The following is a 13,890-nucleotide window of genomic DNA, read 5'->3' as shown; positions in this document are numbered from 1 at the left end:
ACGGGCGCCGCCCCTAGAGGGGCGTGCAGGGAGTGATCACCTGCCGGTGGATGACCACGTCGAACCACTGCGCCAGCGACCCGCCTTCCATGTACGACTTCTGCGCCGCCGCCGGGACGTAGTCCGAGTAACCGCGTACCTTCGCCGGCGCGCGCAGCCACTCGCGCACGGCCTCCGGCGCCTTGGCGCGCAGGTCCACGACGTACTGGGCGCGGCCGACGTCGCCGAACACGCGGTTGGCGAAGCCGGGGTCGGGGCGCGGGACCGGCGCCGGGGCCACGCCGCAACCGTCACCGGTGCTCAGCCTCCCGTGGTCGAACAGCACGCCGATCGAGCGGTAGCGGTCCCCGTACCAGCGGCGCAGGTAGGAGCCCGCGCTGTCGAAGGCGACCGCCTCGCCGCCGAGCACCATCCGCAGGCCCGGCGCGGCGGCGGTGTGCGCGCTCGCCGCCCAGTAGGCCACCTTGTCGCCGGTGCGGCGTTGCCACCAGCGCAGGTTCTCGGCCGCGCGGGCGTCGCGGTAGGCGTAGACGTCCTCGAAGGGCAGGCTGAACGCTTCGTACCAGGAGAGGATCTGACGGGCGTGGTGCAGGGCCAGCCGCTGCCGGTCGTTCCCGGGCAGCCCTTCGACCAGCTCGTACACCGCGCGGGCGTGACGGATGTAGGGCCGCTTGTCGGTCACCCCCATGTACCACCTCAGGTTGGCCCCGGCGTCCTCGTGGCGGGGCCGGATGGGCCGCAGGTGCCTCCGCAACTCGCCCAGCCGCTGCGGGGCGGCCTCGGTCACGTACGAGGAGACGGCGTCGTAGGCGAGGGAGCGGGTGGCGTAGTACTCCACGCCGACGAACCGCACCTTGTCGTCGTGGCCCGCGTTGTACGCCCGCAGCCAGGCGAGCACGTCGCGCACCTCGCGGTTCCGCCACGTCGTCGTCAGCTCGCCCATGAGCGCGTCGAGGTCGCCCTCGCCGGTCAGGACGTACCGGTTGACCCGCACGCTCGTCGTCCAGTCCTCCTCCCACGCGATCGAGCGGAACCCCATCTCCTCCACGAGGAAGCGCAGGACGCCGAACTTGATCGTGGCCTCCTCGTGGGTGCCGTGGCTGGACTCCCCCAGGCCCACGACGGTGGCCGCGCCGATCGCCTCCCTGGTGACCTGCTGCTGGGCGTTCTTGTCGATCCAGTCGACGACGTGCGGATCGACGGCCAGGACACCTGCCATGAGCAAGCGCACCATGATGACTCCCGTTTCTGCGAAGGGACGGTGAGCCCAGAGTCCTGCTCGGCCCGGCGCCGGCGCGTCCGCCGGGCGTCCCATCGCGAACTACGCCCGCCGCCCTAGGGGATCGGACCGGACCTCCCCCTAGGGCGGACCCTTAGGCGTGAGGCAGTAGGCGCGTGACCCGCCGTACCTGTGAAGGCGTAGACCAACTGCCTCCCGTCGCCGGATGTTCTCCGCCGGCCGTCTCGCCAGTCTGGATCCAGACGGAAACGACACCGACGGGGAGAAAGAAATGATCGAGAACGCGACCTCAAAGCTGACCACCTGGCTGTCCAGGCACAGCATCGACATCCTGCGCGTCAGCCTCGGCCTGGTCTTCGTCGCCTTCGGCACGCTCAAGTTCTTCCCAGGAGTCAGCCCGGCCGAGGCCCTCTCGGTGGCCACGCTGGAGAAGCTGTCCCTGGGCATGCTGTCGGGCTACGCCGCCCAGCTCGTGATCGCCGGCATGGAGGTCTTCATCGGCCTCACCCTGGTGACCGGCAGACTCCTGAAGACCGGACTGGTGGTGATGACCGGCGCACTGGCCGGGTTCTTCGCACCGTACGCACTGTTCTTCACCGACCTGTTCCCCGGCGCCCCCACCCTGGAGGCGCAGTACATCTTCAAGGACATCGTCCTGGCCGCCGCCGCCATGGTCATCGGCGCCCGCGCCCTGGGCGCCCGGCTGGTCCCGGCCCGCGAGCGCCGCACGGAGCGCGTTCACGTGGCGGCCTGACCCCTCCCCGACGGTGCCTCCCGGACCGGTTCCGGGAGGCACCGTTCCGCTTGAGACATAGCCCGCGTCCGGCTGCTGGACCCCACCTCGCCTGAGCATCCGGCCCCGGCTCTGACACGGCGCTCCATCAGTTCGCGGAGACCGTGAACCGCACGGGTTCACGGAGTACCGAGGCAGCGGTGGGGAGATCGGCCAGGCGGGCGGACAACGTCTGATGGGCTGCGTCACGCGGCAGCACATCGGTGAACTTGAGACCGCGCAGCGCCCTGTCGTCCACCTCCGGAGGGCGGAGCCGGGTGTCGAGGCCCCGGATGGCGTGCCGCCATGCGCCGGGGTCCATGTCGTTGCGCAGCCTGATGTACAGATCATCGCCTCGCTGGAGAGGGTCCGTCAGCGGGCCGAGGCTGCTCTTCAATGTGGCGTTGGCCCGAAGGCCTGCCCAGGTCCACCAACGGAGGTCGCCATCCTCGCGGGCGATCAACGTGCCCCCCGGCTGTACCGTGCCGCTGCGCTCGTCGCGCAGTCTGGCCAGCACGGCGACGGCCCTGCGCGTGAGCCGTACCGGGGGATCAGCGCCGAGAACGACGTCGCGCATGGCGCGGGCGAGTGCGTAGGAAACGCCGCCGGACACCGATGACGCCCAGCGGGCCTCACCGCCCGTGCCGTCCACTGGCTCCACGAAGCATCGCCGGCGCTTCCAGTCGATCCAGTCCACCTGCCAGGTGCGCCCGGCGAGCAGCAGCAGGCGCTGGCCGGGTGACGCGCTGGTCAGCACGGCGGGATCGGTCCGTCCGATCTCCGCACGGCCATGAAACACGGTGAACTCCGGCGGCGCGGTGAACACCGCAGTCAGATCCATGAAGTGCCTGCGGCCGAACCGCCGTTCCGCTTCGGGCCCGACGAGCAGCCCGCCCCCGTCCCGTTCCAGGAAGCCCTCCGCGATCAGATGGTCCAGCACCTGCTGGGCCCCTGCGAGCCGGAACGGGTCAAGGCCGTTCCACCAGCCGGGCCACAGCGCGTCGCCGACCCTCCCCTCCTGGAGGGCGAGCGCGAGGAGTTGCTGGGCGACGATGTGCCGCGGCTCCGGAGGCGGCTCGATCGCTTCGACTTGCCCCTTGCCCCACAACACCAAGAGCCCGGCCGCCGCGAGCAGGTCGTCGTCGGTGAGCGTGAGCAGCAGGCAGTTGCGGCGGGTGCCCGCTCTGCGGCCCGTACGACCGAGCCGCTGCAGGAACGAGGCCACCGACCACGGCGCGTTGATCTGCACCACGCGGTCGAGATCGCCCACGTCGATGCCGAGTTCCAACGTGGATGTGGAGACGATGACGCAGTCGCGGGCCTGGGCGAACGCCTCTTCGGCGCGGCGGCGCTCGTCCAGAGACAGTGAGGCGTGGGACACGAACGTGGTGACGTCGTGTCCGCGCAGCGCCTGCGCGAGCTCCTCGACCATGCGCCGCGAGTCGCAGAAGACCAGCCGCTTCTCGCCTTCGTGCAGCGCGGCTATGATCCGGGCCGCGTTCGGGATCGATCCCACGTAGTCCAGCTCGACGTCGGGTTCGGCGGCCAAGGCAGGCGACTCGGGGGCGAGGACCCGCGCTGGGCGTCTCCCGGCGCTTGAACCCTGGAGCCAGGTGAGAAGTTCGGCGGGATTGCCTACCGTCGCGGAAAGGCCGATCCGCTGCAGCGGACGGCCGGTCAGCCGGGTCAGCCTCTCAAGGACGAATAGCAGGTGCCAGCCGCGGTCGTCCCGAGCGAACGCGTGCACCTCGTCCACCACCACCGCACGCAGGTCGGCCAGCAGACGGCGGTGGTCCACCCCGTTGCTGATCAGCATGGACTCGAGGGATTCCGGGGTGGTCAGCAGAATGTCCGGCGGATCACGCAGGATCGCCTGGCGGCGGGAGCCGGACACGTCGCCGTGCCAGAGCTCCACCCGCCTGCCGAGCCAGCTCGAGTACGCCTGCAGGCGAGGCAGCAGGTTGTTGAGCAGGGCCTTCAGCGGGCAGACGTACAGCACGGACAGCCCGGTCCAGGTCCGTTCCTCCATGGCGGACAGGAGCGGGAACACCGCCGCCTCGGTCTTGCCGCCCGCTGTCGGCGCGATCAGCAGCGTGTCCTGCCCCTCGCCGATGGGTTCGAGCGCCTCCGCCTGCAGCGGTCGCAGCCGCGGCCAGCCCATCGTGTTCGTGAGGTGGTAAGCGATAGTCGGATGCAGCGCGAGCACCGGTGAGGTCACGGCAGATCGAGCTCCACCTCGTCCGCGGAGACGGCGGCCCGACTCCGGCGGAAAGCGTTCAGCTCGTCCTCGCTCAGCTCGCTTTCCGTGACCGTGACCTGCCGGTAGTCCCTGCGCGGGTCGAAGTCCTCATGGTCCGACACCCGGTACAGCACGTCGGCGACGAGCTTGCGGAGGAAGATGCGGGGCGCCACGCCTACCCCCAGGTGCCCCGCGACCGACGTCGCTAGATCCTTGATGTAGGCGTCGTCGACGAGAGCTGTGATCCGCTGTTCGGCAGGATTCCCCTGAGCGTACAGATCGCGTACGGCGCCGCCCAGCTGAACCAGCTTGTCCCGGTCGAAACCGGTGAGCCGGATCTGCACCGCCCTGGCGGTGTCGAACCGGGGATCGGTCCGGAAATCGGTGTGGAGCCGCTGCGCGAGCGGGGTGAGCCGTTGAACGCCCTGCTGGCCGTCGTAGAAGGCCGGGGTGCCGGTGATGACGAGGTAGAGACCGGGAAACCGGCCCTTGTCGATCTCATCGATGAGCTGCCGGAGGGCGTTCAGGCTCCGCTCGCGGTTGTCGCTGCGCATCCGCTGCAGGGTTTCGACCTCATCAAGCACGACGAGCAGCCCTGGATAGCCGCAGTCCCGCAGCACCACGAGCAGGCCCTGCAGGAAGTGGAGAGCCGCGGTCGAGTCGAGGTCGCCTTTGAGCCCGGCATAGCGGCGGACGCTCGCCGCGACGTTCGGCTCGCCGCCTACCCAGGCGAGCAGGCCGTCCGCGGTCGCGTTGTCGCCCGATAGGCGGGCCCGGCGGTAGAAACGCAGCGCGGTCGCGAACGCGGGCGCGTTCTTGGCGGTCTCCGCCAGTCGCGTTTCGATGAGGTCCTCGACCGCCGCCGTCATCGCGCTCCGGTTGTCCTTCGCGACCCCGGCGTCATCCTCAAGGGCGAGGAGCCAGGTGTCCACGATGTCCCGCAGCGCGCTCGGCGGCGAGGTCGCCGTGCTCAACGCGCCGATCAGCGACCGGTAGACGGTCTCCAGCCTGTGCAGCGGTGTGGCCCGGTCCGAGATCTGGATCTCGCTGGTGGCCATCCTCTTCCGCTTGGCCCGCTCGGCCAGCCACCGGGCGAAGAACGTCTTGCCCGAGCCGTACTCGCCGCGGACCGCCTTGAACCCCGCGCTGCCCGCCGTCACCGCTGCCAACTCGTCGTCGAGCGCCTTCTCGAACCGTTCCATGCCGACCGCGAAAAGGTCCAGGCCGCTTCGCGGCACCGTCCCACGGCCCAAGGCCTCGATGATCTGCCGGCGCCTGGCCCGGCTCACCTTCGGTGTCACGGCTCATCCTCCTCGAGGAACTGCTCCTGCAGCAGTCGCACGTTCAGTTCGACCGTACGGTCGCCGTCCTTCAGCGTGATCACCTCGGTCTGCTCCACGTTGAGCAGGTTCTTCAGAGACCGCATGAGCAGGACCGTCCTGTCGGCGGGGTCTCCGAGCAGCACCGCCACATTCGCCACCGAGTCCCGCCCGGTGCCCGCCGCCAGGTGATCGATGAGGCGGGCGACCGCGTCGTCATCGACGGCGCCGCCTCGCGGGGCCATCTGCCGTTGCTCGGCATAGGCATCCGAGTCGATCACTCGCCGGCCCAGGGTCGTCGCTGCTCCCGCCGTCGATGATGGCGACGGCGATGCCCCTACGGGCTGACGCGGTGCCGCCTGTGACCCGGACACCGGCACGGGCCGCGGTCTCGGCGGTGCCGATACGGGCTGTGCGCCCTGAGGGACGGACCGCGGAGGCGTCGGGGGCGGTTTCATCACCTTGCCGGGGGAAGCCGTCCGCCCACTGGGCGGGAGGACGGGGGTCCATCTCCGCTCGGAAGACGGTGAAGGTGACGGCTGCGGAAGGACGGGACGGCTTCCCGATGCCGGTCTGCTGACTGTCACGCTGTGCCGGCTCGTACCAGGCAGATTGATCGGGGCGACAGGCCCGGCGGGGACTGACTGCTGCGGACGCGAAGGGCGTGTCACCGCGATGCGCTTACGGCCGACCAGTGCCTGCACCCACTCGGCCGCACTGGGACGAGTGCCTCGCGGCCCATGCGCACGGGTGAAGAGCTCCCTGACCGCTGTGAGCACCTGGTCCGGCAAGCCAGGGAGCAGCGTCGGCTCCTGACCGGGCCGTACCGACGCGGCCCGACCCAGCACCCGGACGACCAGTAGCGCGAGCTTGTAGCGGTCCGTGTCCAGTTCCGGCCCGCTGGACGGCTGGTGCGGATCGTCCCAGTCGGGCGTGTGCGCCTGCCGGAGCACCGGCTCTCCCCCGTGCCGGCGCAGTCCGTCGCAGTCGAGCATGAACACCTTGTACGGAGCGCCCGGGCGCCACAGCAGGTTCCGGAAGGACAGGTCTCCGACCACCCACCCGTGGGTGTGCAGCAGGTCGATCATCTTGGCGGCCATGGTGGCGATCTCGAGACGGCCCGTGATGTTCGGCTGGTGCAGGCTCTGCCAGGCCCAGTTCGGCTCATACAGCAGATACTGCAGCTCGACCAGCTTGGGCTTGCCACCTATCGGGCCGTAGAACTCCCGGGGCACATGCGGCATGAGGAAGCCTGTTACCCGGCCTTCGTGGACCACTCTCGCGACGGGCCAGGCGCACTGGGCCAGCAGGAAGCCCACTTCTCCGGCCGTCCGCCGATGACCGAAGTCGACGAGTTCCGCCAGGGCCCTGCCGTTCACGTGGCCGACGTGCGGCATGTACTCCTTGTAGACGAGGTTCTCCGGCCCGAGGACACGGATGACCACGCCCTGGCCGCCTTTGTCCAGAGGCTCGGGCTCAAGGGGCAGTGTCCCGCGCTGCCGGTCGAGCGGGTGGGGGGTGAAGGCCATTCAGCCCCTCCAGATGCAGACGGCGGTACGGTCGTCGTCGTGCGTCCTGGCCCGGAAGCTCATATGCCAGAAGAACTCGGGCAGTGGCGGCGGTCCCATACGCCACCAGTCCGACAGCTGCGCGCTCACCTGCGGCGCGCGCATCGGCTTGGCCAGACCGTCGGTGCACAACAGCAGCATGTCGCCCGGGTAGAGGTCGGCGTGACCGATCTCGACGTGCTCGACGTCCCGCGGCAGGGCGCGGGTCGCCGAGGTCGCGACCGCATCCGCGGCTTCGCCGTCCCGAAAGCACGACGTCCACACGCCTCTGTGCAGCCGCCAAGCGGTGCAGTCACCGACCCGCATGATGACGGCGCGATGCATGGACGCCTCAGGCAGTTCCTCGACGACGGCGGCGAGGAAGGTCGTCGACAGCTCGTCCGGTGCGATCTTGAGGTTCTCCGCCCGCTCGTTGATGTCGCAGGCGATGTTCTCGATGAGGCATCGGGCAGCCGTCATCGGCTCGGCGCAGAAAAGGAAGTCAGGCAGGTTGGCGTGCGCGACCTCGCAGGCCGTGGCCGCTCCGATATGTGACTGTTCCTTGCTGCCCAGGCCGTCTGCCACGCAAGCGAGCAGCCTGCGGTCGCCGTCGTGCCAGAGCCCCATCGCGTCCTGTCGCGGCGTGCCGTAGTAGCGATGCGCGTCTCCTCTTACGGACGCGGCGCGTACCTCCAGGCAGGGCAGGGCGCAGCCGTCGATCTCCGTATCCGGCCGCCGCACCGACGGCAGCGGCCCTGGCTGGGAGAGCAGCCTCGGTGTGCGGCCGATGACGAGTGGTTCGGGTATCCCGGGCGCGGCTTCCACCGTCTCGGCCGCCGAGAACTCCTGAACCTGTTCCATGTGCGGTTCCTTTGGTCAGATGGGGTCGGGGGCGAGGACCGTGTACCCGGGCACCTGGTCGGGGATGATGAGCTGGGCGGCGCCCGACGGATTCGAGGACGACGCCACGGCCGACTGGACCACGGAGTTGAGCAGCTGCCGCGCGAACTCTCGCAGCGCCTGCGTTGGTGCCATGTCACCGTCGGCGATGAACGCCCGGAAGGTGGCGATCTGCTGCAGGGTCGTCGCGTCCACGTCGCCGAAGCCGAACGCCAGGATGGTCGGGTATGCCTTGAAATCGTGGCTGACCAGATTCTTGTACTCCACATGCCACTGGTCCGTGGGGAGCCCGTCGGTGAGGAAGAACACCGTGGGCCGGTACGGCGTGTGCCCCGACTGCTTCAACGCCGCGATGTCCTGCTCGATGGTCTGCTTGAGCAGAGAGAACGCGGCTCCGTAGTTGGTCGCGCCGCGCGGCGTCAGCTGCGGGATGGAGTGCACGTCGTTGAGGTCGGCCAGCGGGAGCAGCACCTCGGCGGTGGTGCTGAAGCCGATGATGCCGAGCCTCGCCCGGTCCGCGACGACCGGGTTGCTGGCGATCTCCTGGTAGATCAGGGGAAGCTCCTGGTTGATGGCGTCGAGCGGCGGGCCCTGCATGGAGTACGACTCGTCGCAGACCAGGTAGAAGGGGAGTACCTGTTCGCTCATCAGGTGGTCCTCAACTCTCGCGGATGGAGGAGCAGCCGTCGGAGACGAAGTAGATCTCCATGGAGATCGACCCGCTCGGGGCTGCCAGGTCATGAAAGTTCCGAGTCGCGGCGGTTTGGAAGATGCGAGGAAACGCCTTGCCCGCGGCCGCGTTGACCCGCGTCGCCAGGTGCACGCCGTTCCCCGCGCCGCCGTCGGCGCCGAAGGTCAGCACCATGCCGGCGTGCCGTCCGGCCAGCCGCTTCTTGTACTTGCGCAGCTCCCGCTTCACCTGACCGAGCAGTTCCCGGTCGGAGGAGCCGGGGTGCACCCGGAAGGAGATCTTGGTTGGCTTCGCGGCCACCCCGGCGGCCCGCGTCGCGCAGGGTGACGGGGACGGGCTCGGCGACGTCGTCCCCTTGCCCGCGAGGGGTTTGGCCGGGGCGGGCGGCGGTGCCTGCGCTCCCAGCATGATGATCGTGAGCGCCAGCAGGAGGTCGGCGAACAGCCATCCCGCGAGGAGCAGCGGTGCGACTGAACCGCGACGAGCGGTCACGGGTGCCCTCCCGAGGCCGCCTCGGTGTCGGAGAGCGGATATGCCGTGGCGCCGGCGGCGGTGACCTGCCTTACCGTGTCGTCGAGCCGGGCGATGGCGGCCTGGAGTCCGGCGATCTCGGGAGCGGTGACCTCGCGGACAGCTGATGGGACCTCCTGGAGGGTCCGCGCGAGGTCGGCGGGAAGCCGGTCCAGCGCGTCCCGCGTCTCCTCCAGCAGCCGTACGGTGCGTCCGGCGGTGTCCGAGACCATCTCGATTCGCGCGGCGTGCGCGCTCGCGGTCCCAGCCCAGTCATCGAGGGCCTCCCTGACCTCTGTGCCCGCACCGCCGAGAGTGGCGGCGAGGGTGCCGTTGGCGTCGGTCAGGACCCGGCTGATCCGGTCGCCGCTCACGCTGGTGGCCGTCTCCACCCGGCCCACGGCGGAACCAAGATCGGCAGTGACACTCACCAGCTCACCGATCCGCACGTCCAGGGCCGCCGCCGTTTCGCGTACGGCCTGGTCGGTCGAATCCGCCAGCTCGCGCACCGCCTGCCCGGTCGAGGTCGCGAGGTCCCCGACGACCTGGCCGGCGGATGCCGCCATGTCGCTTACGGCCTGCGCGCTCAGTGCCGCCAACTCGTCGACCGACTTGCGGACGGCGGTGGTGGAGTCGAGGATCACGTTTCCTAGCCGGTCACCCACGCGGTCGACCGCCTCATCGGTCTTCTCCCCGACCGAGTCGATGGCGTACGCGGTCCGCTCGACCGCCCGGAGCAGGGTCTCGGCGGCGGAGGTGACCGTGGCCACCTGCTTGTCGAGGGTCGCGATCGAGTCCCGCATGTCGGCGACTCCCGCCGTCAGCGCGTCCGAGGCCTGGCCGGAGGCTTCGAGCGCCAGGTCGAGCGCCTCCACCACCTTCGTGTAGACCTTCCTGGTCGTCTCTCCCAGCATGTTCAGCTCGGCCGCGCTCTTGGTCAGCTCGGCCTGGAACCGGGCCGGAGAGGACAGCCGCACCTGGGCGAGCATGAGGCTCGCCCGGGTCAGTGCGGCCAACAGCTTGGCACGGAGGGCGTCCACCTGCTCCTCGGCCCGCTGCTCCAACCAGCGCCGCAGCATGCGCTCGCTGATGGTGACGACTATGAGCAGACCGATGGCCGACAACGTCAGCACGGCGACGCCGTCGAACTGGAGCCAGGCCGGCAGTCTTCCGCCGAAGCCCTGCTGCCACATCTCCAGGAACGGCCGGCGCGCCGCCTCGATGCCGCCTGCCGCGAGGGTCTCGCCGTACGCCGTAGTGGCCTCCTTGAGGCCGAACCAGGTGACGGCGATGGGAAGGAAGACGAGAACAGGCTGGATAAGGTCAAGAAACTTGAGCAGCCGATACCATTTCGGACTCACTTCCGAAACTGCCGGGATGACCGATTCTCGGGGCGGGAAGGCGGCGAACAGATCCACCTCGCACCAGCGCTCGGCCTCGCTGGGTGTCGTGGTGGCTTTCGCCAGCTCACGAAGCTGCTCAGCGCGGAGTTTCAGTTCGGGGTGCCGCGCGAGATCCCGTAATTCTCCGGCGAGTTCCTGGTCCGTCACGGAAGACACATGTCCTTTCGGTCATGTTTGGGTGCAGCTTTAAAGAGGGTTCCGGATGGACCGGTCCATTAGCTGGAAACTGCGTGATTTTTGCGGCTTCTGGTATCAATGTCAACCGATGTGCTGGAGACGTTATCGAGAGCCGGCGGTGTCCCTGGGATCACAACAGGCAGGGCCCGCTGGGTACTCTGTCCCTGCTCGTCAGCGCGTGAGGGCGACGGTGACGCCGCCGGAGAAGATCGAGTCGTGCAGTTCGACGGCCCTCAATGTGACGTTCTCGGGAACGTCGAAAAGCAGGATTCCTTTGACGGCGTTGCCGGGATTGATGTTGTTGAGGAAGGCGTTGGAGTCCTTCAGGCCGAGCATGGCGGCGCCGGAGTCGGCGTCGAACTCGCGCCCCTTGGCATCGATGAGCTTCTGGGACGAGTCGTGGAACATCTGGGCCTCGTCGCCGATGTTCTTCACGGTCAGGTGGATCACCACGTACTGACCCTGGGCCTTGGAGATCGTGAATCCTTCGCCGACCTGCGACAGCCCCTTCTCGACCTTGGTGACCTTGAAGGAGAACTTCCCGTCCTTGACCACATCGCCGATGCCCGCCCGTTTCGGCTCCTCACCGTCCGGGGCGGAGGCGGCGGTGGGCTCGCCGGTCTTGTCGGAGCCGCCGACGAGGACCGCACCGAGGAAGACCAGCCCCACGAGGACGGCGGCGCCGATCAGCAGGGCTTTCAGGCAGCCGCCACCTCTCTTCTGGACGATCACGGTTGGCGGGTGGGGCGGTGGATAGCCGTGCTGCGGCTGCTGGGGGTTTGTGTGCATGGCCGGCTCTCTTCGTGGCGGTCGGCGGGGATCTCGTAAGCCCAGGGACTACAGGAAGGCAAGTAAAGCATGTTGTGAATCGTACACACAAGACTAATGTCGGTTGCTAGAACTTCGTCCTGAGATCGTGTTCCGCTCAACCACGAGTGACCGGCACGCGGGGCCCATGGACTCGGGGTTGCAGGTGAGCAGCTAAACTGTGAATCTCTTACACGGCGCCCCTCCGACGGGCCATCTCCTGAGGGCGATCGCCCTCAGGAGCAGACGGGACACGAGGAGGCCGACGATGGCGGGAGACGAGGCGACCGTCACAGCGGCCGACATCGCCCGGATGGTCGGCGTGGGCCGCGCGGCCGTGAGCAACTGGCGACGACGCTACGAGGACTTCCCACCCCCTGTCGGAGGCACCGCGACCAGCCCTGCGTTCTCCCTGAAAGCGGTGGAGGAATGGCTTCTCCACCAGGGCAAGGTCGAGGAAGTGCCGCTCAGGGAACGCGTCTGGCAGCAGATCAGGAACGCCGCCGACGACCTGCGTCTCGGCGAGGTCGTCGCCGAAGCGACCGAGCTGCTGAGAGGCCACGGAAAACGCCGGCTCGTGCCTCCCTCGGCCTGGGGGCTCCTGCGGGACCTCGCGGAAGAACAGGGAAACGCCGAGGCCGGCGCCTTCCTGCTCGACCGCTACGCCGAGGTCCACTCGCGCCGGCTCTTCGAGACGCCGGCCGAGATCGCGCACTTCATGGCGAGGCTGGCCGGCCCTGATGTCCGATCCGTCCTCGACCCCGCGTGCGGGCTGGGCGTGCTCCTCACCACGATCCGCGAGGTGGAACAGGTGTACGGCCAGGAAGCCGACGACTCGGTGGCCAGGCTCGCCCGGACACGCCTGGTGCTGGCGGGGATCGAGGGGTCAGTGCGGACCGGTGACTCTCTCCGCCACGACTCCTGGCCGGGGGTCACGGTCGACGCCGTCCTGTGCCACCCCCCTTTCAACGACCGTAACTGGGGATACGACGACCTGGTCAGCGACCCACGCTGGGAGTACGGCATGCCGCCGAAGGCGGAGTCCGAACTCGCCTGGGTGCAGCACGCCATGTCCCATCTGAAACCCGGCGGCACTGCCGTCATGCTGATGCCCGCCATCGCCGCCGGCCGCCGCTCGGGCCGCCGCATCCGGAGCAACCTGCTCCGGCAAGGGGCGCTCCAGGCGGTCGTCGGGCTGCCGCCCAGGATGGGCGCGGGCACGGGCCTCCCTCTTCACATCTGGGTCCTGCGAAAGCCGATCGAGGGCGGCCCGATCCCTTCGCACGTGCTGATGGCCGAAGCCGAGCCTGAAAGCTTCGATGAGATCGCCGAGCGCTGGCGTGAGTTCCGGGTGGATCCCGAGCGAGCCGCCCAAGGGCCGGGCGCGGTGCGGTCGGTGCCCATCATCGAGTTGGTGGATGAGAACGTCGATGTCACCCCCGCTGGACATGTGAGCCATGTGGGCCAGCCATCGGCACACGATTTCCCCGCGGTGCGCGAGCAACTGCTCCACCGCGTCGAGCGGTTGTCGACGATGATCCCCCAAGCCGTGCCCTCCGCGGCCGCAGCGATGCCCTCGGTCCATCTCTCCGAGTTGGAGCGCGTCGGGGCGATCCGGGTGCTCAACGCCGGGCGCTTCGAGATATCGGGAGCCGGCGACCTCGTCCTGACCGACCAAGACCTCTTCTCCGGGACCACGCCGCCGCACCGCACGCACCCGGAAGGCCGCGTCCTCATCGAGCCGGGTGACGTCGTCGTCGCAGCCAGGTCAGGAGAGTTCGCCGCAAGAGTGGTCACGGAGAGAGGGATCCTGTTGGGTCCCCGGCTCACCCTGCTGCGACCCGATGCCCAGAGGATCGACTCGTACTTCCTCGCGGGCTTTCTCAGAGCCTTGCCCGTGACTATGGGCACCGGCACCCACTCGGGTGTGAGCAGGTTCGAACCTCGCCGCGCTGTCGTGCCACGCATGCCTCTCGAAGAGCAGCGGCGATACGGTGAGTCATTCAGGAGAATCTTCGAGTTCGAGGACGAACTGCGCAACGTCAGCAACGCCGGCCAAGCCGCTGCCGCTTCGCTCCTGAAAGCCCTCGGCAAGGGCGATCTCACTCCCCCACCGGCGTAAGCGACCAGATGTCTATCTGTGAACCGAAAACACAACCATTGTCGCTATGGACATCGGTTTGGTATCTGCCGTAGATTCCAGCGGGTACTTCCGGGGCGGATGGGGCTTGGATCGTTCCCCATGCTGGCCCAAGCTGGCAAGGGCCGTCGGCAAGGAGTGAACG

The 13,890-nt window shown here is 68.7% G+C and carries 11 protein-coding genes; 2 read left to right on the top strand and 9 right to left on the bottom strand.

All coding sequences use genetic code 11. From position 1 onward, the window contains the following. Positions 1–13 precede the first annotated feature (13 nt). Positions 14–1,234 carry an erythromycin esterase family protein gene (locus AB0K05_RS02780; RefSeq protein WP_364226057.1) on the bottom strand — a complete coding sequence of 407 codons (1,221 nt, stop codon included), beginning with the start codon at positions 1,232–1,234 and terminating at the stop codon, positions 14–16. A 277-nt stretch (positions 1,235–1,511) separates the two neighbouring features. Between AB0K05_RS02780 and AB0K05_RS02775 the strand changes: the two genes are divergently transcribed. Beyond that, a complete protein-coding gene (locus tag AB0K05_RS02775) occupies positions 1,512–1,994 on the top strand; it encodes a DoxX family protein (RefSeq protein ID WP_219551256.1) in 483 nt (160 codons plus the stop codon). 127 nt (positions 1,995–2,121) lie between these two features. Here the strand turns inward: AB0K05_RS02775 and AB0K05_RS02770 are convergent, their stop codons facing one another. From AB0K05_RS02770 to AB0K05_RS02735, 8 genes are all read right to left on the bottom strand, one after another. Beyond that, positions 2,122–4,230 carry a DEAD/DEAH box helicase gene (locus AB0K05_RS02770; RefSeq protein ID WP_364226052.1) on the bottom strand — a complete coding sequence of 703 codons (2,109 nt, stop codon included), beginning with the start codon at positions 4,228–4,230 and terminating at the stop codon, positions 2,122–2,124. Continuing rightward, positions 4,227–5,552, bottom strand: coding sequence for a BREX system ATP-binding protein BrxD (gene brxD / locus AB0K05_RS02765; RefSeq protein ID WP_364226049.1), 1,326 nt, complete (start codon positions 5,550–5,552; stop codon positions 4,227–4,229). The genes AB0K05_RS02770 and brxD overlap by 4 nt, the downstream gene beginning before the upstream one ends. After that, positions 5,549–7,099 carry a hypothetical protein gene (locus AB0K05_RS02760; RefSeq protein ID WP_364226046.1) on the bottom strand — a complete coding sequence of 517 codons (1,551 nt, stop codon included), beginning with the start codon at positions 7,097–7,099 and terminating at the stop codon, positions 5,549–5,551. Before AB0K05_RS02760 ends, brxD begins: the two co-directional genes overlap by 4 nt. Then, positions 7,100–7,978, bottom strand: coding sequence for a protein phosphatase 2C domain-containing protein (locus AB0K05_RS02755; RefSeq protein WP_364226043.1), 879 nt, complete (start codon positions 7,976–7,978; stop codon positions 7,100–7,102). It lies immediately after the preceding gene. A 15-nt stretch (positions 7,979–7,993) separates the two neighbouring features. Continuing rightward, positions 7,994–8,665, bottom strand: coding sequence for a VWA domain-containing protein (locus AB0K05_RS02750; RefSeq protein WP_364226040.1), 672 nt, complete (start codon positions 8,663–8,665; stop codon positions 7,994–7,996). Positions 8,666–8,675: 10 nt separating this feature from the next. Continuing rightward, entirely contained in the window at positions 8,676–9,200 is a 525-nt protein-coding gene (locus tag AB0K05_RS02745; protein WP_364226037.1) for a hypothetical protein, read from the bottom strand. Further along, positions 9,197–10,768: a hypothetical protein gene (locus AB0K05_RS02740; protein WP_364226034.1), complete on the bottom strand. Its 1,572-nt coding sequence runs from the start codon at positions 10,766–10,768 to the stop codon at positions 9,197–9,199. The genes AB0K05_RS02745 and AB0K05_RS02740 overlap by 4 nt, the downstream gene beginning before the upstream one ends. A gap of 201 nt (positions 10,769–10,969) precedes the next feature. Continuing rightward, entirely contained in the window at positions 10,970–11,587 is a 618-nt protein-coding gene (locus AB0K05_RS02735) for a DUF4352 domain-containing protein (protein ID WP_364226031.1), read from the bottom strand. A 331-nt stretch (positions 11,588–11,918) separates the two neighbouring features. Here AB0K05_RS02735 and AB0K05_RS02730 point away from each other — a divergent pair, with 331 nt between their 5' ends. Next, positions 11,919–13,727 (top strand): N-6 DNA methylase, encoded by a 1,809-nt coding sequence (locus AB0K05_RS02730; protein ID WP_364226028.1) that lies wholly within the window; start codon positions 11,919–11,921, stop codon positions 13,725–13,727. Positions 13,728–13,890: the final 163 nt, after the last annotated feature.

It is taken from the genome of Nonomuraea sp. NPDC049486, assembly GCF_040676925.1.
Classification (GTDB): Bacteria; Actinomycetota; Actinomycetes; order Streptosporangiales; family Streptosporangiaceae; genus Nonomuraea; species Nonomuraea ferruginea.
Note: the sequence above shows the minus strand (reverse complement) of the source record. Positions and strands in the feature narration are given on the sequence as shown.